Raw genomic sequence first — 25,466 nt, 5'->3', positions numbered from 1 at the left:
TATTTTTGCTTGATAAATTTAGTATCATAAGATTTTAATCGTACTCTTCTATGGAGTGCCCCTGTTTTGATAAATAATTTTGAATGGCCGAACGCAAGGCTGCCACGCCAAGATTTGAACAGTGCTGCTTTGCCTCGGGTAATCCGTCTAGGGCATCAATGATATTCTGTTCCGTGATCGTTAAAGCCGCCTGAAGGGTTTTCCCTTTGGCGAGGACAGTTGTCATACTGCCGGAAGCGACGGCGGCACCGCAGCCAAAAATAAGAAAACTGATATCGTAAATTATTCCTTCCCGGACTTTGATAAAAATCATACAGTTGTCGCCACAACCAGGTTCGCCAATTCTTCCTATCCATCCGCATCAGTCATATATCCAGTGCTTCGAGGCGACATGAAGTGCTCAAATACCTTTTCGGAATACATTGAAAACCTCCCTTTTTTTTATGGGGACAAATCATAGTATATATTAATTATGAATTATATTTCATAATTAATATATACTATCTGACAGGAAATGTCAAGAAAATGGACAGAATGATAGTAGAAGTTTTTACAAAGTTTTGCCCGCGAGAAAGCAGACGATATGCAAAAAATTTAAAAGTGTATTTCAAATTTGATTGCTGGGAATAAACGGTGCTTTTTTTCTGCTATCGGGTTCTAAATGAATCATTACATCGCATATACCCAAGTGGTGCTTGATGTCCGCTTCCACTTGATCGCAGATGGTATGAGCTTTATCTAATGGCATGTGCTTATCTAAGATGAGATGCATATCAATCAGGCGATAGCTTCCGGAATGTCTGGTACGTAACTGGGATAGGGATATTACTTGATCATGCTGGTTAATGATTTCAGAAATTAGCTGTTCTTCTTCTTTTGGCAGACTGATGTCGGTTAGTTCAGATATATTTTTCTTGATCATTGCATAGCCTGTTTTTAAAATTATTATGGCCACCATTATGGCGATTGTCGAATCAATCCACGCCCAGCTGGTTATGTGGAGGAAAAATAAACCGATTAGTATGCCGCCGGATGTCCACATGTCAGCTTGCAAATGGAGCGCGTCAGCTTCCAAGGCAGGGGAGCCGGTTTGTTTGGCGACGGTCAGCATTTTATGGGAAACAAAGTAATTGATTGCAATAGAAATGAGCATGACAATCATTCCGTATTCTAGAAAAACAGGCGAGTTGGCGTGGCTGTACTTTTCATAAGCTTCATATATGATCCACAAAGCTGCTGCGACAATGAGCAATGCTTCTGAAGCGCCGGATACATTTTCGAATTTGCCGTGGCCGTAGTGGTGATTGTCATCGGGGGATGCAGCCGACTTTTTTATGGCATAATAAGCGATCAGAGTTGCCAGCAAGTCGACTGCCGAATGAATGGCTTCGGAAAGGATACTGATGGTTCCGGTAAACATACCGACTACTAGCTTTAAAATTAACAGTACGGAAGTGGCGATGACAGACAGTTGCGCCGTATTTTGTTTTAAGGAGTTCGTACTTTCGGTCATTCTGCGGAGACCTCCTTTCGCAAAAGTGAAATAAGCTGTAAAACAAAAGTATATATAAATGAAAGAGGGGGGGGATTATACATAATGAAATATGTTTCATTAAGCGGCGAAAAAATTTTTCAGCTTTTCTTTTGCATGTGAGGCAAGATTTGTATCATCAGTGCGCATTCAATGCGCTTTTTTTGTAATGTACAGGCAATGTCATTTGGGATGTCTAGTGTTCCGTTTGAATACCAGGAATTGGCATGACATCCACCGGAACAGAATAATTTTGCCCAGCAGTCCCGACATTTTTCTTTAGTAAGGATATTGTTGTTTTGAAAGCGATTTTTTAAGATATTATTGGTAATGCCCTTATTTACATTGCCCAAAGAAAATTCTTTTTGCCCTACGAATTGATGACAGGGGTAAAGATCGCCTTCCGGTGAGACCGCCAGGTATTCAAAGCCTGCGCCGCAAGCGGTGATTCGCTTATAAATACAAGGTCCGTTATATAAGTTCAGATTAAAGTGATAAAAACGAAAGGGGTTTTTCTTTTGCAAGACGTTGCTGTATTCGAGGGCAAATGTTTCATATTCATGCAGTATCTCAGGAAGATCTTGTTTGGTAATAAATAATTTTTCGCCAAGACCAACTACCGGTTCAATAGAAATTTCTTTGAATCCGAGGGATGCTAAGTGCAGCACATCTTTGGAAAAATCTTTGTTTCTGGCAGTAAATGTACCTCGGATAAAATAACTCTTATCTCCTCTTTTTTGAACGAGTTGCTGAGCAAGGGGTACTATTTTGTCATAGGTTCCCTTTCCTGACCTGTCACAGCGGATGGAATCATGAATTTGTTTTCTTCCATCCAGACTGATAACAATGTTATCCATTTCCCGGTTGATGAAATCGATATTTTCTTTATTCAGTAAGGTCCCGTTTGTTGTGATGGTGAAATAGAAATGTTTTTCCGACTTTTTTTCAATGTTTCGTCCGTAGGCAACTACTTTTTTTACGGTATCGAAATTCATCAAGGGCTCACCCCCGAAAAAATCAATTTCCAGAGTGTGTTTGTTTCCGGAATTCTTCACGAGAAAATCAACTGCAGCTAAGGCAACTTCTAAAGGCATCAGTTTGCGACCACTGTGATAATCGCCTTTTGCCGCAAAGCAATATTCACAGCGTAAGTTGCAATCGTGGGCCACATGCAAACATAGAGCTTTTACACTGTGATCCGCTTTCTTTTGCTGTACAATATGTTCGAGGTAGCTATTGGAAGTGAAAAGTAAGCCTTGTTCTGCTAAAAGCTTTATTTCGCTAATCCCCTTTGCTAAAAATTTGAAATATATTTTATAATTAGGTGGAAAATTTATTCAGCGCTGTGACTTGTAGTATATTATTCTTTTCTTATTATGAACTATATTTCATAATAAATATATATTATTTATTATGAAATGTCAAGAAGATGTAAATTATCGCGTGTAAGAAGGATTATATAAAGTAAAAACGAATCAAAATATATTATGAACTTAGTTTCAAAACTATGCGAAGATAGAAGGGTAAATAGTAATAGGATTGGAGGAACAATAATGTTAAAATTAGAGAATTTGTCGATTGCGGTAGATGGCCGTCCTATATTACATGATATAAATTTACATATCAAGCCAGGAGAGGTACACGTATTATTTGGGCCAAACGGTACTGGAAAGTCAACGTTAATTAGTGCGATTATGGGCTTTTCACGGTATACTGTTACTGGCGGAAAGATTTATTTTAAGGGGCAGGATATAACGAATAGTACCATTGACGAACGCGCCCGTTTAGGGATTGGGGTTATGATTCAACGTCCGCCGACATTGAGAGGCATTACGGTGAGAGAAATAGTCCAGATTTGTGGTAAAAGACAAATTGATCTGGGGAAATTGGTAGACGAAATGAATATGAGGGCATTTTTAGAAAGAGGAGTTAACGAAGGCTTTTCCGGTGGTGAAATTAAACGTTCTGAATTGCTGCAGTTAATGGCGCAGCAGCCGGATTTGGTTATGTTAGATGAACCGGAGTCTGGTGTTGACATTGAAAATATTGCATTGGTTGGAAAAGCAACCAATTATATTTTAGAACGCGGCATGCGTAAGACAGGGCAAACAATTAAAAAGTGTCGGGCAGCACGTCAAAAATCGGGACTGATTATTACCCATACAGGCCATATTTTACAATATGTTCCGGCGGATATAGCACATGTGATGTATCAGGGGACATTAGCCTGCAGCGGTAATCCGCAAGAAATGCTCTCTTGTATTAAAGAAAAAGGTTATGGAGAATGTGTTAATTGTGTATTATAGGGGGATAAAGATATGGAAAATGAACAGAACATAAAGAATAAAGCACATGCGGCTTTAACAAAAAAAGCTGCATTGGGTGCAGATATTGATTTAACAGTTTATGCTGATAATGCAAAAGAAGAAAAATATGTTTCCAATCCTGGTTCATTATCGTCAGAGCAGCAAAAACAACTGCAGAGTATTGGCATTGAAGTAAAGGGGGACGAACGGGCCGGAACTTATATGCAGCTTGATCATTCTATTATACATTGCAATACATCAACTAAAGGCGTAGAAATTTTAAATATAGATGATGCTCTGAATAAATATGACGGTTTGGCTGATTATTGGTGGCAGGCAGTAGAGCCGGATGTTGATAAATATACCGCAAGAGCAGCGTTGCATCAAGAACACGGTTATTTTATTCGCGCTTTTGCCGGTTCGAAAATTGAATATCCGGTACAAGCCTGCCTCTACATTGGACAAGAAGATATTGTGCAGGATGTTCACAATGTTATCATAGTCGAAGAAGGTGCAGAACTGCACGTGATTACCGGCTGTGCAACTGACTCACATGTGAAAAAGGGCATGCATATCGGTATTAGTGAATTCTATGTAAAAAAAGGCGCGAAATTAACTTTTACGATGCTGCATCGCTGGGGCGAAGATGTTGCAGTTCGTCCTCGAACCAGCGTAATTGTAGAAGAAAATGGTTTATATATGTCTAATTATATCTGTATGCATCCGGTAAAAAATTTGCAAATGTATCCGACTACTAAATTAGTAGGCCCAGGGGCTACTTCACGAATTAATTCCATTATTGTTGCCCCGCCTGGTTCGAATATGGATGTTGGGGGACGTGCCGTTTTAGCATCACCGGGAACAAAGGCAGAGATTATTGCCCGTACTATCAGTACCGGCGGAGTAGTCATTAACCGTGGACATTTGTTGGGACAGGCACCGGAAACCAAAGCACATTTGGAGTGCCATGGTCTGCTTTTATCCGACAAAGGCGTTATTCATGCGGTTCCCGAATTGGAAGCCCGTACCTGTAATGCGGAACTCAGCCATGAAGCAGCAGTAGGGAAGATTGCTCCGGAAGAGATCGAATATTTAATGGCCCGCGGCCTGAATGAGGAAGAAGCTATCGCCGCCATTGTTCGAGGCTTTCTCAACATTAATATTGAAGGGTTGCCTGACATTTTGAAACGGGAGATAGACAGTGTAATTCAAAAATTCAGTTTGGATAAATAATAAGTTTTTAATTTAAAAATACAAGGTCACCGGGAATAGCCCCAAAAGATAACATTGTGTACAATATAATAAGCATCATTTGGAAAAAGGCAATCAATATATACGAATATGTGCTGAGTGAACAAAAAAAATGCTGCAAATATCCCAAAAATGTTCGCAAAGCACAAAGGACTGAAATATAAATATATTGAATATTATTATATCATCAAGATATTATTAAATATGCGAAAAATGTGTCTTAGTTGTTTAATTAAATTGTAAAAAGATACAGGAATGTTGTAATGGGTCTTTTAGCAAAAAATAATTTGAGAGGAGAAATGTAAAACTATGAAAAGGACTGTAACAAAATTGGTTGCGTCTGTATTAGCCTTGCTTTGTGTGGCTGTACTTGTGCAATGCTCATCTATTAACACAGCAGAAGCCCACGAGGTAACGGTCCAGGCGAATAGTGTTGTGGAAAGCAATTTGATTTCGACTCAGCAAAGGATCGAGACACCCACTAAGGCAGAATTGCACAAGGTTTTTACAATTAATGTGGACACGCTGTCAAGTTATGCCTGGGTCAATGAGAAACAATGCACTATGCCTGTTAAGGAGGTTGCCATTGATATCCAGGGATTGAATAGTGGTCACGGGTATAAAACAGTACCCGAGCTTCAGGATACCATGCTTGGGGAGCGGGGCGTACTGGTTGTACGGCCTTATTCCGGGCCTTGGAATTGGATGAGTTTTGAAACAATCAAAACGATTGATAAAGTATTAGATGCCGTTTATGAAAAATATGGACTGGACGATAGTATTCCGTTGGTGGCTTTTGGTCGCAGCATGGGTGGGATGGGTGCCTTGAATTATGCTCGGTATGGCGCTCATAAGCTTACTGCTGTCGCTCTAAACTCTCCTGTCACTAATCTTGCCTATCATTGCACTGAACGGCCTGACTGTGCCGCTACCATTTATCGTGCTTACAATTATTATAACTGCTCGGTTGAAGAAGCGGTTATGCAACATGATCCGATGAATTTCATCAATGACCTACCCAGAATTCCATACTTTATTGCGGCCGGAGATGCTGATCTCGCGGTACATAAGAATGTTCATTCCGATGTATACGTATCGTTAATGCGGGAGAAAGGCTATCATGTGACCTATCTTGAGGTTCCTGGAATGACACATGTTGATTTGGCAGGCCATCCTCAAGCACTTTCCCAATATGCCAATTTTATTTCCAGTTTTGCAAAATAAGCTAACGATAGAACTTAATTTATTGTACTATTTGTGCGTCAGCATTGTTTTGGGATAAGACAATGCTGACTTTTTATTTCGTAATACATTGGCCATATTTTCTAATTCGATTCCGATGTAGCAGTAGTATTTGATAATAAGAAGGACTAGGTATATGATAACAAGTAGAAAAATATGAAAAATTGTGAGATTTTTCTCGCAGTATATGGCGGAGAAGAGGCCGGGCTTTTCTTCGAAGCATGGTATAGAACATGAAAGGTGGGTTAGCAATGAAAATTCTCATAGTCGGTTATTTTACCGAGACCTCAAAATCAAATATTGCAAGCTATTTTCCGGAGGACTGGGAGATTGTAATTGTCCCACCCGGAAAAGAAATGTTGCATCATATTGAAGATTGCCAGGTAATCATACCTGAACATATTAAAGTGAACCGCAGCCTGCTTTCTATAGCAAAAAAATTAAAATTGGTACAGACGGGTGCAGGATATGATAATATAGATATCGATGCCTGTACGCAGCTCGGCATTTGGGTGGCCAATGCTGCAGGGGTGAATGCACAGGCAGTGGCCGAGCATGTAATGGCACTGATATTGTCTTATTATAAAAATATACCGTTTCTTGATGCTTTCATGAAAAACAGGAAAGATGAAAATCAATTGGACTATACAGGAAGCGAATTAAAGGGCAAAACGATTGGGATTATCGGCTTGGGCTCCATCGGTAAAAAAGTAGCTGAGTTTTGCAGGGCATTTGATATGAACGTGCTGGCTTATGCTAGAAATGCCGTTGTACAATCTGATGGTTTCATGAAAATGACGGATTTTGATAATCTTGTAAGCGTGGCGGACATAGTAAGTGTACATGTACCTCTGAATCAGCAAACCAAACAGCTGATCAACAAAGCAGTATTCAAGAAAATGAAGAATACCGCACTTTTTATCAATACAGCCCGTGGCGGGATTGTCAATGAGAGAGACTTGACAGATGCATTAAAAAACAGGGATATTTCAGGTGCATGCCTGGATGTGTTTGAAGCTGAACCGCTTCCAATTGATAGTGAGCTCCGGAATCTAAGTAATGTGATACTTACTCCCCATACGGCAGGTATGCCTGACGGCCGTAAATTCCATAAAAAAAGATATGATTTCTTTGTGAATAATATAAAACGTGTAGAGAATGGGGAAGAGCCTGAAAGCAAGCTCAATCAGTTATTATAGTTTTGGTACATAAAATAGGAGCCATTTAGGCGTATTTCCATAGGTAAACTTTATGAATCGTGGGTATATTCGATCTTAAAGATGTATCCCTGTAAGCGGATAATAGCTGTTGGTTCCAAGCAGAATTCTGTGCTGACCAAAATGGACAGACTATTTTGGTATTTGACCAACACAAATCGTAAGGAATGATATAATGCTTTTACGTCATCCTGCAAAGGATATTATAGACCTGCTTGTGGAGCCGCTCGGAAGTTGAGAAAAATTGCTGATAAACAATTGCAGCCATTTATGAGTTATCTCAGTGGCTGCAATTGTTCTATACACGAATTTTAGTGTGCGCTTATAAATTACTACTCAGCTTTTGTTTTTTTGTTGCCAGTCGGATTCCTTGATAATTCAGTTCCTGTCTTTGCAACTTTTTGAGTTTTGGATTTTTGCCGGGCTTGGAACTGATCAAGGTTTTTGCCACCCATAATATCACCCCTTAATTTATTATTTCCCCAATAAGCAGGTTAATGCAGGGCAAGTATTATATTTACATGTTTATTCGGAAGGTTCTCAGTTATTTTGTGGGAATATACAGGAGAAGATTACCTATTGTCGAAATATAATAATTGGTATTTGACCAGTTGGCTCGGATTAAAAGGAGTTTGTTTAGGTTTCTTTGTAGCGTAAAATTTGGTAAAATAACTATTTTGGGAGGAAGGTGTTCTATATGGCAAGAATAAAAAAACATTTTATGCTATTGCTGCTTTTTACCTGTATGACAATTGTGTTTTTGCCAATTGCGGCTGCATCGGCGGCAGATAGTGACTTCGTGAAGGTGACGGTTAATTTGACGATTGAAAATCCTGATTATTTTTGGCAATATCCGTTTTTAGGCAAGAAAATTGATAGAGTTTGTGTTTCGAGTATGGGAGAAAAACAGTATGTTGAAGCGCAATCATCAGGGCAAATTTTTGAATTTAATTTTCCAAAAGATTACCAATTTAGGATGAGAGTTGAACTTCAAAACAATAATTCAGTTGTAAATACGTTATATTTTTCAAAACGAGGAATAAATGAAACAAATAATACTTTTAATATATTGCTAAAGGCTCCGGAGCCTCAGTCAGTAGTAGTTCAGGCACAGGGATTTGATGAAACGAAAACCCAATAATAAAATGACAGAATAGGAAAAGGGACGCACTTTTGTAAATTGCGTCCCTTGGTGTATTAAGATTAGTATTCCCAGAACATTTTCTGGATTTCAAGAGGATCAGTGGTTTTGGTTAAGGCTAACATTAATAAAATGCGGGCTTTTTGCGGATTTAAAGTATCAGAGGCTACAAAGTGTAGCTGATCATCGTTGGCTTCCCCATTGCGGGCAACGATACCATTGCCGACACGGGAACTTCTTACGATAACCACGCCTTTTTTCTGAGCGTCAATCAACCCTTCTTTGACTTCGGTAAACAGACTGCCATCGCCTACGCCGGCATGAACAATTCCTTTAGCACCGGCCGCTACTGCCGCATCCAGCATAACACGGCTGTTATTGGCATAACCGTACACGATGTCAACTCTCGGCAAGTCAGTTAGACCAGTGATATCAAATTCAGTTTGAGTGGTGTGTTTCCGGGTGGATTGTTTGTAAAAATGCGGCTTATTATCTTGCATGTATCCGAGGTATCCCAGTTCAGGAGCACGGAAGGTATCTAATAAAGAAGTATTGGTTTTAGTAACTTCGCGGGCGCCGTTGATAACATCATTCATGCAAACCATTACGCCTTTGCCTTGAGCATCTTTGCTGCCAGCTAAGATAACGGCATTGTAAAGATTTATAGGGCCATCAGCACTCATTGCGGTAGGGGGGCGCATTGCACCAACGATGACTACTGGTTTTTCGCTTTTAACAACCAGATTTAAGAAATAGGCAGTTTCTTCAATGGTATCAGTACCATGAGTAATTACAATTCCGTCTACATCATCGGAAGCAAGCAGTTCATTAATTCGTTTCGCCAGCTTTAACCATACTTGATTCGTCATATTTTCACTAGCAATTTGGGAGATTTGTTCCCCGCTAACATTTGCTACCTTTTTTAACTCGGGGACATTGTTGATTAGATTGTCAACTGGTACAACGGCTGCTGTGTAGCCAACAGTAGTTGTACTGGTAGCGCCTGCACCGGCAATAGTACCACCGGTTGCCAAGATTTTTACATTGGGCAATTTTTCAATAGAATTTTCAGCGGCAAAGACAACCTGAAAACTAAACAAGACTAGACATATGATCGCCAAGCTGATAATAAAACGTTTTTTCATAAACTCAATCCTCCTTTATTTTTAGTATCTTTTTACTATTTTAGCATAAATTTCATAATATTGAAAATAAAAATATAAATTTTAATAATTCGTTGGAATGTTGTATATATCAAAATAATGAATTTAATATCTAGACAAAACACATTTTTGTGGTATAATAAAATTGAATTACATATTTATGAGTCAATGATGACTTCACCTATAAAGATTATTGGTGGAGTCTATTTTTTTATAATATTTTACATTGGCTTATACGGATTTTATCTCTGAGTATTTAGATAATTATAAAAATTGAAAGGGGTTTTTAAGATGACCATTTATGGGGCAAATGTATTTAATGATGCTGTAATGAAAGAGCGTCTTCCTAAAGCTGCCTATAAAGCTTTAAAGAAGACAATTGAAGAGGGGCGTTCTCTAGATACAGCCATTGCCGATGTAGTAGCTAATGCGATGAAAGATTGGGCTGTGGAAAAGGGTGCAACCCATTTTACCCATTGGTTCCAGCCGCTGACTGGTATAACTGCTGAAAAACATGACGCGTTTATATCACCAACTTCTGATGGCAAAGCCATAATGGAATTTTCCGGTAAAGAATTAATTAAGGGAGAACCAGACGCTTCTTCTTTTCCATCCGGTGGTCTTAGAGCTACATTTGAGGCCAGAGGCTATACGGCTTGGGATTGTACTTCACCAGCATTTGTCAAAGATGGTTCATTGTATATACCCACCGCTTTTTGTTCCTACACAGGTGAGGCTTTAGACAAGAAAACCCCGCTGTTACGTTCCATGGAAGCTTTATCAAAGCAAGCAATGAGGGTATTAAGAGCTCTTGGAAATACAACAACTAGCAAGGTTATTACCACTGTCGGTCCGGAGCAAGAATATTTTATTGTTGATAAGAAAACTTTTGAGCAAAGAAAAGATTTAATATTTACAGGAAGAACACTATTTGGTGCAATGCCGCCCAAAGGGCAGGAATTGGAAGATCACTATTTTGGTTCCATCAAAGATAGAATTTCTGCTTATATGAAGGAATTAGATGAGGAACTTTGGAAACTTGGAGTAGCTGCCAAAACTAAACATAACGAAGTTGCTCCGGCACAGCATGAGTTAGCTCCAATATTCACTACTACAAATATAGCAACCGATCATAACCAGCTTACTATGGAGCTTATGAAAAAAATTGCGCTAAGGCATGATCTGGTGTGCTTATTGCATGAAAAACCATTTGCCGGTATTAACGGTTCCGGTAAGCATAATAATTGGTCTATGGGAACAGATGATGGTATGAACCTGCTTGATCCTGGTCGTACTCCCCACGAGAATAAACAATTTTTAGTTTTCTTATGCTCTGTTATCAAAGCAGTAGATGAATATGCAGATTTATTGCGGGTATCAGCAGCAAACCCGGGCAATGATCACCGACTGGGCGCTAATGAAGCTCCTCCGGCCATAGTATCCATATTCTTAGGCGAACAGCTGCAGGATATCTTAGAGCAAATAGAAAACGGTGGGGCTACAAGCTCCAAGCATGGCGGCTTCATGGAAATCGGTGTTACTACATTGCCGGCTTTACCTAAAGATGCAACGGATAGAAATAGAACATCTCCTTTTGCCTTTACTGGAAATAAGTTTGAATTTAGAATGGTTCCCTCATCGGCTTCTATTGCTGCACCGAACTATGTTTTAAACACTATCGTAGCTGAAGTCCTCAGCGAAGTTGCTGATCGCTTAGAGAGGGCCAAGGATGTAACTGCTGAAATTAAAGCAATCCTTAAAGAATACGTAACGAAGCATAAGAGGGTAGTCTTTAACGGAAACGGCTATTCCGATGATTGGGTAGCTGAAGCTGAAAAGCGGGGCCTGCCCAATATCAAGACTACGGTTGAAGCGGCAAAAGCATTAGTTTGTGAAAAGAACTTGTCAGTCATGGAAAAACATGGGGTATTAAGCAGAGCCGAGATGGAATCCCATTATGAAATAGAACTTGAAACTTACATTAAAACGATTAACATTGAAGCTTTAACAATGATCGAAATGGCTAAGCGGCAAATACTTCCGGCTGTTATCAAATTTGCCACCCAGCTTGCTGCTTCAATCAATACAATTAAAGCAACAGGTATTGCCGCGGACGTAACAGCGCAAACTGAACTGTTAACCGAAGCCGCTTCACTGATTGCAGACTTAAAGGAAAAGACTGCTGTTCTTGAGAAATCGGTAGAGAAAGCTGCAAAAGCGTCTGGAGATACTTATGAGCAGGCTGCTGTATTTAGATTTGATGTGTTTGAAAAAATGGCAGCGTTAAGAGAAGTTGCCGATACGCTTGAAACTATTGTAGATAAAGAACTATGGCCAATGCCTACCTATGGTGATCTGTTATTTAATGTTTAGGATTTATTAAAAAGGGGCTGTATCGTGTGGGATTTTTAACCTATACTATACAGCCTCTTAAGTCATATGGGCCATGTTTATTTGCCTTGGATAAATAGCCCTATGAAGGATAAAAATATTAAATGTGGAATACAATAAAGTGTAATCTATGTATACAAAAAATTAATAATGAGGTGAATTATGTGATTAATGATTTATTGTATGTAATTTCAGCCGGGACAAGCAAAGAAGAAATTGTTAATTTACTCAAAGACCACCCGGAAATTAAATTTGTATCTCTTGTTGGGATAGATTTAGCAGGTAATGATACCGATGAAAAAATTCCAATTAATTTGTTCCTTGAAGATATAGCTGGATTTTTTGCCGGTACTGCGGTGCAGACAGATGGATCGTCAGTAGTGCTTACCGGGATTGCTACATTAAATAATGCTAAAGTCGATATGATTGCTGATCCTGAAGTGAACTGGTTTATTGATTATAATTATGAACATATTGATGCGGCAACCGGTAAACCCGTTGGTACATTGCGTATTCCCTGCTTTTTAGTTCACAATGGTCTACGGGTAGATTCCCGTTCTATTTTGGCTGAGAGCTTGGCCTATATTAAATCCGAATTATTAACTTTGTTTAAAAAACAACCGAAAATTGCTGGATTAGATCATGTCCCTACGGCTGATATAGATGATATTATCTTTACTTCGGCTACCGAATTGGAATTTTGGGTGAAAACTCCGGCTGATAAAGCTGATGTTGCAGAATTATCTGCGTCTCAGGTAATGCAGGAACAATACTGGCAACGTACTCGTGGTGAAGTTCGCACTGCGTTGGAACAAACTATTATAATGCTGCAAAATTACGGACTTGAACCGGAAATGGGGCATAAAGAAGTTGGCGGTATTAAGGCACAAATTGATGAGTCCGGACATTTAAGTCATGTTATGGAACAGTTGGAAATCGACTGGAAATTTGCTAACGGTGTTCAAACTGCAGATAATGAATTGCAAGCCAGAATTGTTGTTAAAGAAGTCTTCCGCGCCAATGGACTGGATGTTACTTTTAAAGCAAAACCGATTATTGGTGTTGCTGGCAGCGGCGAGCATACTCACTTTGGTATTGCTGCCAAATTAAAATCCGGTAAAGTTGTAAATCTGTTCTCGCCGTCTGATATGAAAAAAGATTTTCTCAGTGCCGTTGGCTATGGTTCCATCATGGGTCTGTTGAAAAATTACGAAGTTATTAATCCGTTTATCTCAGCAACCAATGATTCTCTCAATCGTTTAAAACCTGGTTTTGAGGCACCTGTATGTATTGTTACATCTTTGGGCCACTCGCCTGCAGTACCTTCCCGTAATAGGACGATTTTAGCTGGATTAGTTCGCGACACCAATAGTCCGATGGCTACTCGGTTTGAAATGCGGGCTGCAAATCCTTATACCAATACGTATGTTGCTTTGTCCGCAATTTATTTAAGTGCTTTGGATGGGGTAAAGGCTGCCATTGAATCAGGTAAAACAACAGAAGAACTTCTGGCAGAATTGTCTAAAGAACCGGGTGTAGCGGGATTCTACTTGGAAACTGATCGTGCATATCGCAGCGAGCATGACGTATTTGAAGATTACACAGCGGAAGAACGAAGCCGTTTATTTGGTAAACCAGTAGCTACTGTTTGGGAAAACATGGAGCACTTAAAACAATATCCGGACAAAGTTGAAGTTCTAAAAGCAGGCAACATTCTGCGGCAGGAGCTTATTGATGCTTTTGTTTCCGGTGCGCTGATTCGTTGGAAGACCGAACTTGCGAAACGGATTATTCCCGAAAATTTAGTGATTGTTAAAAATAGTAAATGCTTGCATGATGCGGAAAGTGCCGTAGACTTTGACTTGTATAATTGGGATAAGATTCAAGCAGTGCGTACTTATCTGGCCAAAGATACGGTTGCAGATAAGAGTCTGTTCACTCGCATTGTTGAAACTCTTCAGGCTGGTGACTATGCAACTGCATCGAATTTGCAGATTGAAATGTCTGATAAAATTGACGAGTTAAAGGCGTTATATGTAGAGTATAAGAAAAATATGATTCATACTTGCTAATGCTCCAATAAGCTTGTTAAATTAGTCCGTATCATGAAAAATGGTACGGACTTAATTTTTCCCAGGACAATTTTTGAAGAATCTCGAGAAGTCTTGAAATTTTTGAAAATTTATACAATAATAGAATAAGGTATTTTATATTGGGAGGCTAAAAAACGTGAGTAAAGGAATCGGCAAAAGGGCATATCACAAACAGGATATGGATAAGCTCAATCGAACAGCGTTAATTATCGGCGGAGTTGCTGCCGCAGTCATCCTGATTCTTATGATTATTTCTTTTGTGCTGTAAAGGCAAACGTTACCCAAAATGCTCTTTTCTAGTGTGGAATAATATTCGAAGGAAGGATTTTGCATCTCAATGTTTAATAATAATTACTATTCACATAATATTTATAAATTGGGGAGGAAACGGTATGGAACGGAAAACAGATTTATTAGATAAAGGCGCTATTTTACAACGGGATAGAGAAACATATGCAGTTGTTCCCCATATTCCCGGAGGTATTATCTTTGATCCCAATTTTCTCCGTAAAATTGCGGATGTTGCCGAAAAATATCAGGCTAAAGCCTTAAAACTTACGACGGCGCAGCGCATTGCAATCGTTGGTATTAAACCGGAGGAAATTGATCGGGTTTGGGATGAACTGGGAATGAATAAAGGTGCGGCTGCTGGCTTGTGTGTCCGCAGTATAAAAATTTGCCCGTCTACTCATTTTTGCAAATTAGCTCAGCAAGATGCAGTGTCGTTAGGGCTTAAGCTGGATGAGAAATACCATGGCATACCGTTACCTTCTAAATTTAAAATTGCAGTTTGCGGCTGTATGAATTCCTGTACCGAGCCGGCAGTAAAAGATTTGGGCATCATGGGCACTCCCAAAGGGTTTACGGTAATGATTGGCGGCAATGCCGGCATCAAGCCAAGAATTGCTGATGTATTGGCACAAAATTTAACAGCGGATGAAGTGATGGTTCTGGCCGATAAAATTGTCAGTTATTATAAAGAGAATGCAAATAAATATGAACGGATGGGCAGAATGATAGATCGGCTGGGTGTCGAAAAGGTAAAACAGGACTTAGTAGGCTGAACATAGTCGATTAGATCATTTGCAGAATGGAGAGGGGGCGGACAAATGGATAAAGAGTGGGCCATGGAGATTATTCAACACATTTCTGAATTTGGGAAAGCAGACCACGGTATAAACCGGCAGGCTTTTAGCAAGGCTGATATGCAAGCTAAACAGTATGTAATCAAGTTAATGCAAGACATCGGCATGGTTGTCCGGCAGGATGAGATCGGCAACGTAATCGGACGCCTTGAAGGCATGGATCCACGGTTGCCGGCTGTGCTTACCGGCTCGCATTTGGATACTGTTCCTGACGGCGGTAAATATGACGGCGTAGTGGGAGTGGTTGGGGGATTGGCGGCTATGAGGCGTCTAAAGGAGCGTTCTACGAACCATCCTTTAGAAGTGGTTGTATTTGCTGCCGAGGAATCCAGCCGTTTTGCTTATGCCACAATGGGAAGTAAAGCTATGACTGGCAGGGGGAACAGTAAAGCTTGGAGAAAAGCAACTGATTGTGAAGGCATCTCTTTTCCTCAAGCTTTACGGGAGCAGGGACTTGATTTTGAAACAATTGGAAACTGTATGAGAAATAAGCAGGATATCAAAGCCTTTCTTGAATTACATATAGAACAGGGACCTGTATTGGAGAAAGAAGGTCACAGTATTGGCATTGTTGAGGCGATTGCGGCTCCTACCCGTTTAAAAATTACTGTGCAGGGTGTTGCCGGCCATTCGGGAACGACGCCGATGGAAGATCGGCACGATGCTCTGGTGAGTGCGGCAGCCATTATTCTGGCTATACAGGAAGTTGCTTTGGAACAATCTCGTTATGGTACGGTGGGAACAGTTGGAGCGTTAAAAGTGTATCCAGGCGCTATGAATGTCATACCTGGGTTAGTGGAATTGTGGGTAGATATTCGTGGTGTGGATCAAAAAAGTATTATCGAATGCCTGCAGGATATTAAGGATGCAGTTAGCACTATTGCCGAAGGACAGGAAACCTCCATGGCCATTGAAATGCTATCCGCTGACAAACCGGTACAAATGAATCAGGCGATAACCCAGGTAATCGAAAAGGTTTGTCGCAAAGCGGGGAAAACATACAAGCGGATGAATAGCGGGGCTGGGCATGATGCCATGAATATGGCTTATTTAGCACCTGCCGGAATGATTTTTATTCCTTGTCATGATGGGTTGAGTCACAATCCGGATGAATATGTCAATCCGGAAGATATTATGGCTGGAATTGATGTTTTAGCGGAAACACTTTATGAATTAGCAAAGTAGGTGGGTAAATTTATATTAGCTGTTTGTTTAATTCCTTCCGAGTTCAGTGAGAAAAGTTATCGGCGTTTTAGCGTTAAAAGAATACTCTAATAAGTGAGCCTCCGGGCGCTTCGGTGCTTGGAGGCTTTTTGCTAAATTTACCGATATTATTTATGTTAACTACATGGTAAAATAGGAAGGTAAATACGGCTGAAAGGGGCTATTTATGAAAAAGAATGTAATGATTGCAATGATGCTGGCTTTGAACATTTTTTATCCTACGGTATCGCAAGCATATGCTTCATCGTTAGAAGATTCATTAGTGCAAATTGCTGCCCAGAATTCGAGAATTTCAAACGTACAGGAATTGATTAAGATAAAACAACAACTGGATCAGGGTAAAACCGATGCTTTAATTAGCGCTGTTGCACAAAATGCTTTAGGGAAAAAAGAACAAGGAAATATTATGGCCACGGCAGTTAGTAGTAATATTATTTCGGTTGCCCAAGAAGGCATACGCCAGAAATTGGGACAGCGGATTGAAGAGCAGCTGGTTGCTCATAAGGATGAAGTTGATATTCTTTCTTTATTGTTAAAAGAAGCAAATATATTGACACCGAGTGTCGAGATGGAAAACAATTCACTGACAGGAGCACCAGAAAACTATCGGCGGGTAATGGATATGACAGCTACCGCTTATGCGTCAGGACCCCTTGATAATGGGAAATGGAAAAATCAAACCTATATGGGCGGAGTGATTCAAAAAGGTGTAGTTGCCGTTGATCCCCGGATTATTCCTATGGGAACTAAGCTTTGGGTTGAAGGCTACGGCGAAGCGATTGCTGCCGATCAGGGAAGTGCCATTCAGGGGAATCGAATTGATTTAGCCTTCAATACCCGGCAAGAGGCGCTGGACTATGGGATCAAAAATATAAAAGTGTATACGTTAAACTAACCGGCTATTAATGCCGGTTTTTTTAATAAAATCTTTATTCTCGAATTAGGACTCATAATATCAAATTCATCGACTGCATATAATTGAAAAAGATTTGTTTGTAGGGGGGGATAGGTTGAGTGGTCTTCGACTGCTGAAATTGAAACGATCGCGAGTATATTGCGGCGTTGCTATTTTTCTGATTATGAGTATTATTTGCGGAATTTTAGGTTTGGAATATATTGATGAACAAGAATTAGCGGGGATTGAAAATCAGCCTAGCGGGATGCCTGTCGGTTTGGTGAGTATTGCGATTAAAATTCCGGAGCGAATTTTGGAAGTGCATAGTGACGGAGAACTGTATAAAAAGTATCGTATTGCCGTAGGAAAAAGTGATACGCCGACGCCGATTGGTGAATGGAATGTGGTTTGGAAAGCGTATAATTGGGGATCGGGTTTCGGGACACGTTGGATGGGGCTTAACGTTCCCTGGGGTATTTATGGAATTCATGGCACTAACAACCCTTGGTCAATTGGTCAGTTTGCCAGTCATGGCTGCATTCGTATGCGTAACCGCGACATAGAAGAACTGTTTGAATGGGTGCCGATTGGTACGGAGGTAAGAATTGAGGGCCGCAAAGTAAAAATTAAACGAGTGCTTAAATACGAAATGACCGGTTCGGATGTCGCTTTGCTACAAATAAAACTGCGGGAATTGGGTTATTTGGATTCCAGAGCCGATGGTATTTTTGGTGCAATGACAGAAGAAGCAGTTCGACGTTTTCAAACAGAACAAGGACTTGAAGCGACTGGGATTGTAACGAAAAATCTTATCAATTTGTTAGAAATTTAATTGAAAAGTCAGAAAAATATTTTGACGATATGAATAATTTATAGTATAATAAATACAATGCTGAATCCATATAGACTTAAGTGAAAATTTTACTTAAGTCTCGGTACGGGGGAACCAATATAAATATAGGGGTGAATCCGGCGTACGGAAGGGCTATTTCTCTATTCTTCTCTTTGGCCCTAACCCGACAGCTAACCTCGGAGGCGTTAAAAGAGAGGTGATTTAATTGAGAAAAGGGTACTTATGGATAGCGTTTACGCTAGTTTTACTTTTGGTTAATTCTGTTGCTTTTGCCGCGCAGGGGGACAAACTGATTAAGGTAGGTATGCGGGGTGACGATGTTCAGATTATCCAAAGAATGTTATCAGATGCCGGATTTTTCAACGGTGACATTGATGGAATTTTTGGCACCGCTACACTACGTGCGGTGAAAGAATTCCAACGGAGTAATGGGCTTGTAGTTGATGGTACTGTGGGAAGAGAAACCTACATGTATCTTGAACGATCCAGTTCAGAACCAGGCCGATATAGTAGAGCGTTGAATGTGATTGCTTCTGCCTATACAAGCAATGATGACGGCAATTCCAATTATACTTGTCGAGGAAATTTAGTTCGAAAAGGGCTTGTCGCAGTCGATCCAGCGGTGATTCCCCTGGGAACGCGTCTATACATTCCAGGATACGGATATGCTATTGCTGATGATATTGGTGGAGCTATAAAGGGCAATAGTATTGACTTGGCCTTTGATAGCCGAAGTGACGCTTTACAATTTGGGGTTCAACGAATTACGATTTATGTGATGGATTAACAGGCAGACGCCTGTTTTCTTTTTTTGATCAAATTTATTTTTGCTTTGCCGGGTTGATTCTGTGGCTTGGAGGAATGAGACGTGAAAAGTTTAAGTATTTCAGCTAATGGCAAGCAATTGGCGGCCGTGCTGCATGAACCGGTAGGCGGCAGTTCTGATACTGTGTTAATTATCTGTCATGGATTTCGCGGCTCGAAAGAAGGTGGCGGACGGGCCTTCAAGCTGGCAAACCGGGCGGCAAAATTGGGAGTATACGTACTGCGGTTTGATTTTACTCCTCAGGAAATGTTATCGTGTCAATTGAAAGAATTGACGGCGGTTGTTGGCTATTGTCGCAACTTTATTGCTCCCTGCATTATATTATTAGGAAGAAGCATGGGAGGCAGTGCGGCTTTGGCATTTTCTGCCGCAGATCGACAAATAGCCGGTTTATGTTTATGGTCGACGCCATGGGATTTACAGGAAACCTTTCGGTTATCATTGGGACAGGATTATGAGATGCTTCGGACCGGTAATAGTATAATTAAAGAAGATGAATGGGGATTCTTGCAGTTATTGCCGGGTTTTGTCAAGGATTTTGAAAACTTTGATTTACTGCGCTTGGCAAAATCGCTGCCACCCATTCCTGTACTGATTATTCACGGTAGTCAGGATGCTATTGTACCAGTTTGCAAAGCAAAAATGTTATGGGAAAAAATTTTAAGCCCAAAACAATTAACCGTAATTGATGGGGGTGACCATCAATTTCTTCATCACTCCGAACAAGCAACCGATACTGTTATTAATTGGCTTTCATCACAAGTTTTATAAAGCGGTATAGTTATACTTTTGCGCACATACTAAAACGAGTTATTTTATTATAACGTAAGGAGTGTGTGCGTATTGGATATTTCCTCGAATGTAATGGCTTTGGTGTTAGCTCTGATTTCCGGAATATTAATGGCAGTTCAGGGGTCATTAAATTCGGCGTTAAGTAAAGTGATTGGTTTGCTGGAAACCACTTTTGTCGTTCATATTATAGGAACTGTGTTATTAATGATGGTGCTGTTTATCGGCCGGATGGGAAAGGGAAATTTGGGGGCTTTGCCGCAAGCGCCTTGGTACACTTATTTAGGCGGAGTTATTAGTGTTTTTATTATTTATTTGGTTGCGGCAAGCATTCCTAAGGTTGGTGTGGCAAATGCCACGACGGCGATCATTGTGGGACAGGTTTTGATGGCTGTTCTGATTGATCATTTCGGAGGATTTGGTCTTGAACGCATTCCTTGCGGTTGGAATCAGGCAGCGGGATTACTATTATTAGCGATTGGCGCAAGGCTGCTGCTTAAATAATTATCATTTATGTAGAAAAATTTTGTTATAAGTGTTAACAAAAAAATTATTATGCGGTATACTTATTTCTAGGACTTTTTGGAAGATAAGGAGGAAAAGCATGGATTTCAATCTTACCCCTGACCAATTGGCTCTAAAAAAAATGACGCAGGAGTTTGTGGCAAAGGAAATCAGCCCGTTTGCATTGGAGATGGATAAAGAAGGGAAAATGAAATCAGGCTTGTTGGATAAGTTTGATGAGGCTGGTTTGTTGAATTTAGTTGTTCCCGAAGAGTATGATGGACCTGGTCTGGATTCGGTTTCGCTTGCCTTGATTTACGAAGAATTGAGTAAAGGCTGCGCCGGTGTTGCTACAAGTGCGGCAGCTAATGCGCTAGCTGCATATCCGGTCGTGATTATGGGAACCGAAGCACAAAAAGAAAAGTTTTTTTCGGTTATTAATAACGGAAAACTGGCCGCTTTCGCCCTTACCGAACCTGGAGCAGGTTCGGATGCTGGTGCAGTGGCTACATCAGCTATAAAAGATGGCGAAGACTATATATTAAATGGAACAAAATGCTTTATTACTAATGGTGGGTTGGCTGAAATTTTTGTTATTTTTGCGAATGCACGCAAAAATGCTGGGATTCGCGGTTTAACTGCTTTTATAGTAGAAAAAAATACACCTGGTTTTACGATCGGTAAAGAAGAAGAAAAAATGGGTATTCGCGCTTCCAACACATGTGAACTTGTCTTTGATAATGTACGCGTTCCTGCTGCTAACCGGATTGGTCGTGAAGGGGAAGGCTTTAAAATCGCCATGAAGACTTTAGATGCTGCTCGTCCCTTGGTAGGGGCAGTCTCTGTCGGACTGGCCCAATCAGCGTTTGATTTAGCGGTTAAATACTCAAAACAACGGGAACAATTTGGGAAGCCGATTGCTTCTTTTCAACTGGTGCAGGCAATGATTGCAGATATGGCAATGCAGATTGAAGCGGCCCGTCTATTGGTATATAAAGCCTGTTGGTTGAAAGATCAAGGGGTGCCTTATGCGAAAGAATCGGCTATTGCGAAATGTTTTGCCGCCGATATGGCGATGAAAGTGACTACTGATGCTGTACAAGTGATGGGCGGTTATGGTTACTCTAAAGAATATCCGGTAGAAAAATGCATGCGTGATGCCAAAATCATGCAAATTTATGAAGGAACCAACCAAATTCAGCGTTTGGTTATTGCAAATCATATTATATATTAATCCTTGACAAGTTTTGTTTACCGTAATATAATAATTAATGCTTAAGGGGTTATAGCTCAGTTGGTTAGAGCGCTACGTTGACATCGTAGAGGTCACAGATTCGAGTTCTGTTAACCCCACCAGATTAGAAATGAAGGCTTCTGAGTAATCGGAAGCCTTTTTAGGTTTTTGTTTGCTAAAGGCCTGTATTTATTTGCGGTTATCGTTGAAGAAATTAAATATTGAACAAGTACTATTATCATGATACCATTGAATTTAGTTAATTATTTAATATCAGTCCGATGAGGTGTACTATGGTAAAGATAGCAATTTGTTTTGGAAGTGCCTGTCACTTACGGGGTGCTTATGGTGTTGTAAATGAGTTTAAAGAACTATTAGCAAAATATCATGTTGAGGGAATGGTTGAGATCATGGGCGAATTTTGTCAGGCACATTGCACGGAAGGTGTTGTCGTTAAGATTGATGACGAAATAATCACTCATGTTTCACAACAGAACGCCGCAGAAATTTTTAAGCAAAAAGTTTTGGAGCGAATACTATGCAAATAATTAATACACGTAAAGTGAATTGTAAAGATTGTCATCGTTGTTTACGGGCATGTCCGGTTAAAGCTATTGGTATAAAAAATGGGCTGGCAAGAGTATTAGAGGATAAATGTATACTTTGCGGTAAATGTATTGTAGAATGTCCCCAGCACGCCAAACGCGTCAATTCACATGTACCGGCGATAAAAGAGGCGATTGCCAGCGGGCGTAAAGTAATTCTGAGTATGGCTACTTCCTTTGTAGGCATATTTTCCGACTACACGCCGGATCGATTGGTAGCGACTATCAAGGCATTAGGCTTTAGCGCAGTAGAGGAATCGGCAGTTGGAGCTCAGGTGTTATCAATGTTATATCGACAGTTATTAAAACAAGCACATTCTACTGTTATTTCCTCCAACTGTCCGGTTATTGTCAATATGATCCGAAAATATTATCCTGATTTAGTGGGCAATCTAGCTCCGATTGTATCTCCCATGATGGCCAATGGATTGCTGCTGAAACGAAAGTATGGAGAAGATGCATTTGTTGTCTTTGCTGGCTCTTGCAATGCCAAGTTTGTTGAGCAGACTGAAAAAAGGGAAAAAGGTGCTGTTGACGCTGTCATAACGTTTGCCCAACTGCGGCAGTGGATGAACCAAAGTAATGTGCACCCTGTTATAGAACCGTTTATCCCTCAGCCTTTGGGGAATGCCCGCTATTTCCCAGTGGCTGGCGGTATCTTAAAATCTTTTATGAATCATGATACTCTCGACACGGAAATCATTGCTGTTGATGGCATTGAAAAATGTATTGAAGTTTTTGATAGTTTAGCCAAGCGGGAAATTGCGCCACGCTTTATTGAAGCCTTTTCTTGCATCGGCGGCTGCATAGGCGGACCGGCAAGCGGCAGTAAGCACTCAATTCCCCTTAGAAGGTTACAAGTGATTGAATATGCAAACCGCTATAAAGGCGGTACAACAGCCATTAAAATACCGGCTACTCTCGATTTTACTTGTAAATATACACCTACTCCGGTGGTCAATCCTGAGCCCAGTGAAAATGAAATCCGGTTGATTCTTCAGCAGACGGGTAAATTTACCCGGGCTGATGAAAAAAATTGCGGCGCTTGTGGTTATAATACTTGTCGCGAAAAAGCAATTGCGGTGTTCAGGGGAGTGGCTGAGACAGAAATGTGCATTCCCTATATGCGATCGAAAGCAGAGTCGTTTGCCAATTTGATTGTGGAAAATTCAGATACTGGAATCATAGTAGTCAGTAAAAAAATGGTGATTCAGGATATTAATCCAGCGATAAAGCGGATGTTTAGCAGTGAAAAGCTGATGGAAAAAGGCGAAAATCTGTTTGAATTTATCGACTGTTCCGACTTTCTGGAAGCAGCTGATTCAGGTAAAAAAACGATTGGTACACGGGTGGAATACCCCAGCTACGGCATCGTTACCGAGCAAATGATTATACCTGTTCCGGAACATGGCTTAGTGATTGGTTTTATTTCCGATGTAACCGAGCGGGAAAGACGAGCTCAAGAATGGGAAAAGATGAAAGAAGAAACGGTGGAGAAATCTACTGAAATTATTAATAAGCAAATGCATGTGGCACAGGAAATCGCTGGGTTGCTTGGCGAAACTACGGCTGAAACCAAGTCGGCATTATTGGAATTGATGTGGTTACTGAAAGGCAAGGAGGAAAGCTCATGAGCCAACTTCATGCTGAAGTGGGAATTGCACAGCTGTCTAAGGATGGGGAGGAATTATGCGGTGATAAGGTTGTTTTAACCCAGACTCCCAAGGGTAATATCATTGTGCTGTCAGACGGGCTGGGAAGCGGTGTAAAAGCTAATATTTTGGCTACATTAACAACGAAAATCGCATCTTCCATGTTACAGCGAGGTATTCCGCTTGTTGATGTGGTAAGTACCATTGCTGATACACTTCCGGTTTGCCAGCAGAGAAAAATAGCCTATTCGACACTTCATATTATAAAAATTTCGCCGGCTGGTTTAGCTACTATTGTGGAGTTCGATTGTCCTAATTCTTTTTTGATACGGGATGGGAAAGTGATTCCTTTTCCGGTAGAAAAAAAGAATATCAGTGGGAAAATCGTTGGGGTCGGCGTCCGTCAACTGCGGGAGAATGATATTGTAGTGGCAGTCAGCGACGGAGTGATTCATGCAGGGGTTGGCGGGTTACTGAAACTTGGCTGGGGCTGGAAGGGCATAGCCGGACAGCTTCGCCAAATTTGTGCACAAGAGAGTAGTGCCAGCTATATAAGCGAACAAATTATAAATTGCTGTCAGGGATATTATTTGGGATTACCGGGTGATGATTCGACGGTAGTAACTGTTAAACTACGAAAAGCCCGCCGGTTGACATTACTTACCGGCCCGCCGGTGAATCCCGCGGATGATCGCGAAGTTGTAAAAAGATTTATGAGAAAATCCGGGAAGAAGATAGTGTCGGGAGGAACGACTGCCAATATTGTCAGCAGGGAGCTTGGCAAATCATTATTGGTAGACTTGTCTTGTTATAATGAAAAGATACCGCCGATAGCTCATGTAAAAGGGATTGATTTAGTCACAGAAGGGATTTTGACTTTAAATGCTGTATTGGAGCGAATCAATGACTCTGAACTAGTTTATGTCGATAAGCAATTTGATGGAGCAACTTTATTAACGCGGATGTTGCTGGAGGCCGACTATATTGAAATTTTTGCTGGTAAAGCGGTAAATCCAGCCCACCAAAATCCTAATTTTCCTTTCGAAATTAATATAAAGTCGCAAGTTCTGTCAAAATTGCAGGCAGAGCTTCAAGCAAAAGGGAAACATGTAAATATTGAATGGTTTTGACATTTTGGAGGTGTATCTAGATGACAATGTTAAAAATAGAAGTTTGTGTAGGCTCTGCGTGTTATTTATTAGGATCTCAGGATTTAATTGAAATGATTGAAGGTCTGCCGGAAGATGTAAAAGCCAATATTGATTTGCGGGGCTCCAGCTGTTTAAAGGCTTGTGGAAAAGGACCAAATGTAAAAATAAATGGAGAATTAATATCCGGAGTGACGCCGGATAAATTGATGGAAATCATAAAGTATAATATTCAAAGAAAATAATTGGAGTTTGT

25 protein-coding genes, 1 tRNA gene and 1 riboswitch are annotated in these 25,466 nt (G+C 40.5%); of the genes, 21 read left to right on the top strand and 5 right to left on the bottom strand.

What is annotated here, in order from left to right:
- Positions 1-34: 34 nt before the first annotated feature.
- From ABFC84_07740 to scfB, 3 genes are all read right to left on the bottom strand, one after another.
- On the bottom strand, positions 35-343 hold the full coding sequence (locus ABFC84_07740) for an iron-sulfur cluster assembly scaffold protein (protein ID MEN6412640.1): 309 nt from the start codon (positions 341-343) through the stop codon (positions 35-37).
- Between the two features lie 264 nt (positions 344-607).
- Positions 608-1,513, bottom strand: a complete 906-nt coding sequence (locus ABFC84_07735) for a cation diffusion facilitator family transporter (protein ID MEN6412639.1) — start codon at positions 1,511-1,513, stop codon at positions 608-610.
- A 119-nt stretch (positions 1,514-1,632) separates the two neighbouring features.
- Positions 1,633-2,817: a thioether cross-link-forming SCIFF peptide maturase gene (gene scfB / locus ABFC84_07730; protein ID MEN6412638.1), complete on the bottom strand. Its 1,185-nt coding sequence runs from the start codon at positions 2,815-2,817 to the stop codon at positions 1,633-1,635.
- 267 nt (positions 2,818-3,084) lie between these two features.
- Between scfB and ABFC84_07725 the strand changes: the two genes are divergently transcribed.
- From ABFC84_07725 to ABFC84_07710, 4 genes are all read left to right on the top strand, one after another.
- Positions 3,085-3,837 carry an ABC transporter ATP-binding protein gene (locus tag ABFC84_07725; protein ID MEN6412637.1) on the top strand — a complete coding sequence of 251 codons (753 nt, stop codon included), beginning with the start codon at positions 3,085-3,087 and terminating at the stop codon, positions 3,835-3,837.
- A gap of 12 nt (positions 3,838-3,849) precedes the next feature.
- Positions 3,850-5,070: a SufD family Fe-S cluster assembly protein gene (locus ABFC84_07720; protein MEN6412636.1), complete on the top strand. Its 1,221-nt coding sequence runs from the start codon at positions 3,850-3,852 to the stop codon at positions 5,068-5,070.
- Between the two features lie 327 nt (positions 5,071-5,397).
- A complete protein-coding gene (locus tag ABFC84_07715) occupies positions 5,398-6,312 on the top strand; it encodes a hypothetical protein (protein MEN6412635.1) in 915 nt (304 codons plus the stop codon).
- 269 nt (positions 6,313-6,581) lie between these two features.
- Positions 6,582-7,529: an NAD(P)-dependent oxidoreductase gene (locus ABFC84_07710; protein MEN6412634.1), complete on the top strand. Its 948-nt coding sequence runs from the start codon at positions 6,582-6,584 to the stop codon at positions 7,527-7,529.
- 350 nt (positions 7,530-7,879) lie between these two features.
- Here the strand turns inward: ABFC84_07710 and ABFC84_07705 are convergent, their stop codons facing one another.
- The gene (locus ABFC84_07705) at positions 7,880-8,002 is read right to left on the bottom strand and encodes a hypothetical protein (GenBank protein ID MEN6412633.1); all 123 of its coding nucleotides are present in this window, start codon (positions 8,000-8,002) and stop codon (positions 7,880-7,882) included.
- 242 nt (positions 8,003-8,244) lie between these two features.
- Here ABFC84_07705 and ABFC84_07700 point away from each other — a divergent pair, with 242 nt between their 5' ends.
- Positions 8,245-8,688 (top strand): hypothetical protein, encoded by a 444-nt coding sequence (locus ABFC84_07700; GenBank protein MEN6412632.1) that lies wholly within the window; start codon positions 8,245-8,247, stop codon positions 8,686-8,688.
- Positions 8,689-8,750: 62 nt separating this feature from the next.
- Here ABFC84_07700 and ABFC84_07695 read toward each other — a convergent pair whose 3' ends face one another.
- Positions 8,751-9,833 carry a type II asparaginase gene (locus ABFC84_07695; GenBank protein MEN6412631.1) on the bottom strand — a complete coding sequence of 361 codons (1,083 nt, stop codon included), beginning with the start codon at positions 9,831-9,833 and terminating at the stop codon, positions 8,751-8,753.
- 309 nt (positions 9,834-10,142) lie between these two features.
- On the opposite strand from ABFC84_07695, the gene ABFC84_07690 reads away from it, so the two are divergent.
- The 16 genes from ABFC84_07690 to ABFC84_07615 all read left to right on the top strand — a co-directional run bounded on the left by ABFC84_07690 (position 10,143) and on the right by ABFC84_07615 (position 25,455).
- Positions 10,143-12,224: a glutamine synthetase III gene (locus ABFC84_07690; GenBank protein MEN6412630.1), complete on the top strand. Its 2,082-nt coding sequence runs from the start codon at positions 10,143-10,145 to the stop codon at positions 12,222-12,224.
- A gap of 182 nt (positions 12,225-12,406) precedes the next feature.
- Positions 12,407-14,314: a glutamine synthetase gene (locus tag ABFC84_07685; GenBank protein MEN6412629.1), complete on the top strand. Its 1,908-nt coding sequence runs from the start codon at positions 12,407-12,409 to the stop codon at positions 14,312-14,314.
- 157 nt (positions 14,315-14,471) lie between these two features.
- Positions 14,472-14,603, top strand: coding sequence for a DUF2970 domain-containing protein (locus tag ABFC84_07680; GenBank protein MEN6412628.1), 132 nt, complete (start codon positions 14,472-14,474; stop codon positions 14,601-14,603).
- A 124-nt stretch (positions 14,604-14,727) separates the two neighbouring features.
- A complete protein-coding gene (locus tag ABFC84_07675) occupies positions 14,728-15,399 on the top strand; it encodes a hypothetical protein (GenBank protein MEN6412627.1) in 672 nt (223 codons plus the stop codon).
- A gap of 45 nt (positions 15,400-15,444) precedes the next feature.
- Positions 15,445-16,665 (top strand): Zn-dependent hydrolase, encoded by a 1,221-nt coding sequence (locus ABFC84_07670; GenBank protein ID MEN6412626.1) that lies wholly within the window; start codon positions 15,445-15,447, stop codon positions 16,663-16,665.
- 205 nt (positions 16,666-16,870) lie between these two features.
- Positions 16,871-17,599, top strand: coding sequence for a 3D domain-containing protein (locus ABFC84_07665; protein ID MEN6412625.1), 729 nt, complete (start codon positions 16,871-16,873; stop codon positions 17,597-17,599).
- A 115-nt stretch (positions 17,600-17,714) separates the two neighbouring features.
- Positions 17,715-18,431 (top strand): L,D-transpeptidase family protein, encoded by a 717-nt coding sequence (locus tag ABFC84_07660; protein ID MEN6412624.1) that lies wholly within the window; start codon positions 17,715-17,717, stop codon positions 18,429-18,431.
- Positions 18,432-18,479: 48 nt separating this feature from the next.
- Positions 18,480-18,653: riboswitch (cyclic di-AMP (ydaO/yuaA leader) on the top strand.
- Positions 18,654-18,657: 4 nt separating this feature from the next.
- On the top strand, positions 18,658-19,239 hold the full coding sequence (locus ABFC84_07655; GenBank protein ID MEN6412623.1) for a peptidoglycan-binding protein: 582 nt from the start codon (positions 18,658-18,660) through the stop codon (positions 19,237-19,239).
- An 81-nt stretch (positions 19,240-19,320) separates the two neighbouring features.
- The gene (locus ABFC84_07650; protein MEN6412622.1) at positions 19,321-20,049 is read left to right on the top strand and encodes an alpha/beta hydrolase; all 729 of its coding nucleotides are present in this window, start codon (positions 19,321-19,323) and stop codon (positions 20,047-20,049) included.
- A 72-nt stretch (positions 20,050-20,121) separates the two neighbouring features.
- Positions 20,122-20,571 carry a DMT family transporter gene (locus ABFC84_07645; protein MEN6412621.1) on the top strand — a complete coding sequence of 150 codons (450 nt, stop codon included), beginning with the start codon at positions 20,122-20,124 and terminating at the stop codon, positions 20,569-20,571.
- 100 nt (positions 20,572-20,671) lie between these two features.
- Positions 20,672-21,805 (top strand): acyl-CoA dehydrogenase family protein, encoded by a 1,134-nt coding sequence (locus ABFC84_07640; GenBank protein ID MEN6412620.1) that lies wholly within the window; start codon positions 20,672-20,674, stop codon positions 21,803-21,805.
- Positions 21,806-21,850: 45 nt separating this feature from the next.
- Positions 21,851-21,927: transfer RNA gene (locus ABFC84_07635), tRNA-Val, on the top strand.
- A 171-nt stretch (positions 21,928-22,098) separates the two neighbouring features.
- Complete coding sequence (locus tag ABFC84_07630) at positions 22,099-22,353, top strand: NAD(P)H-dependent oxidoreductase subunit E (protein MEN6412619.1); 255 nt, start codon at positions 22,099-22,101, stop codon at positions 22,351-22,353.
- On the top strand, positions 22,344-24,044 hold the full coding sequence (locus ABFC84_07625) for a [Fe-Fe] hydrogenase large subunit C-terminal domain-containing protein (GenBank protein MEN6412618.1): 1,701 nt from the start codon (positions 22,344-22,346) through the stop codon (positions 24,042-24,044). Before ABFC84_07630 ends, ABFC84_07625 begins: the two co-directional genes overlap by 10 nt.
- Complete coding sequence (locus tag ABFC84_07620) at positions 24,041-25,192, top strand: SpoIIE family protein phosphatase (protein MEN6412617.1); 1,152 nt, start codon at positions 24,041-24,043, stop codon at positions 25,190-25,192. Before ABFC84_07625 ends, ABFC84_07620 begins: the two co-directional genes overlap by 4 nt.
- Before the next feature lie 20 nt (positions 25,193-25,212).
- The gene (locus ABFC84_07615; protein MEN6412616.1) at positions 25,213-25,455 is read left to right on the top strand and encodes an NAD(P)H-dependent oxidoreductase subunit E; all 243 of its coding nucleotides are present in this window, start codon (positions 25,213-25,215) and stop codon (positions 25,453-25,455) included.
- The last annotated feature ends 11 nt before the right edge of the window (positions 25,456-25,466 follow it).

The organism is Veillonellales bacterium (assembly GCA_039680175.1).
Classification (GTDB): Bacteria; Bacillota; Negativicutes; order JAAYSF01; family JAAYSF01; genus JBDKTO01.
Note: the sequence above shows the minus strand (reverse complement) of the source record. Positions and strands in the feature narration are given on the sequence as shown.

What these genes read in the sequence shown, in the direction of transcription:
- ABFC84_07695 (MEN6412631.1), bottom strand. Translation starts at nt 9,833, where the DNA reads ATGAAAAAACGTTTTATTATCAGCTTGGCGATCATATGTCTAGTCTTG.
- ABFC84_07630 (MEN6412619.1), top strand. Translation starts at nt 22,099, where the DNA reads ATGGTAAAGATAGCAATTTGTTTTGGAAGTGCCTGTCACTTACGGGGT.
- ABFC84_07700 (MEN6412632.1), top strand. Translation starts at nt 8,245, where the DNA reads ATGGCAAGAATAAAAAAACATTTTATGCTATTGCTGCTTTTTACCTGT.
- ABFC84_07625 (MEN6412618.1), top strand. Translation starts at nt 22,344, where the DNA reads ATGCAAATAATTAATACACGTAAAGTGAATTGTAAAGATTGTCATCGT.
- ABFC84_07715 (MEN6412635.1), top strand. Translation starts at nt 5,398, where the DNA reads ATGAAAAGGACTGTAACAAAATTGGTTGCGTCTGTATTAGCCTTGCTT.
- ABFC84_07705 (MEN6412633.1), bottom strand. Translation starts at nt 8,002, where the DNA reads ATGGGTGGCAAAAACCTTGATCAGTTCCAAGCCCGGCAAAAATCCAAA.
- ABFC84_07735 (MEN6412639.1), bottom strand. Translation starts at nt 1,513, where the DNA reads ATGACCGAAAGTACGAACTCCTTAAAACAAAATACGGCGCAACTGTCT.
- ABFC84_07640 (MEN6412620.1), top strand. Translation starts at nt 20,672, where the DNA reads ATGGATTTCAATCTTACCCCTGACCAATTGGCTCTAAAAAAAATGACG.
- ABFC84_07620 (MEN6412617.1), top strand. Translation starts at nt 24,041, where the DNA reads ATGAGCCAACTTCATGCTGAAGTGGGAATTGCACAGCTGTCTAAGGAT.
- ABFC84_07665 (MEN6412625.1), top strand. Translation starts at nt 16,871, where the DNA reads ATGAAAAAGAATGTAATGATTGCAATGATGCTGGCTTTGAACATTTTT.
- ABFC84_07675 (MEN6412627.1), top strand. Translation starts at nt 14,728, where the DNA reads ATGGAACGGAAAACAGATTTATTAGATAAAGGCGCTATTTTACAACGG.
- ABFC84_07670 (MEN6412626.1), top strand. Translation starts at nt 15,445, where the DNA reads ATGGATAAAGAGTGGGCCATGGAGATTATTCAACACATTTCTGAATTT.
- ABFC84_07720 (MEN6412636.1), top strand. Translation starts at nt 3,850, where the DNA reads ATGGAAAATGAACAGAACATAAAGAATAAAGCACATGCGGCTTTAACA.
- ABFC84_07690 (MEN6412630.1), top strand. Translation starts at nt 10,143, where the DNA reads ATGACCATTTATGGGGCAAATGTATTTAATGATGCTGTAATGAAAGAG.
- ABFC84_07725 (MEN6412637.1), top strand. Translation starts at nt 3,085, where the DNA reads ATGTTAAAATTAGAGAATTTGTCGATTGCGGTAGATGGCCGTCCTATA.
- ABFC84_07615 (MEN6412616.1), top strand. Translation starts at nt 25,213, where the DNA reads ATGACAATGTTAAAAATAGAAGTTTGTGTAGGCTCTGCGTGTTATTTA.
- ABFC84_07710 (MEN6412634.1), top strand. Translation starts at nt 6,582, where the DNA reads ATGAAAATTCTCATAGTCGGTTATTTTACCGAGACCTCAAAATCAAAT.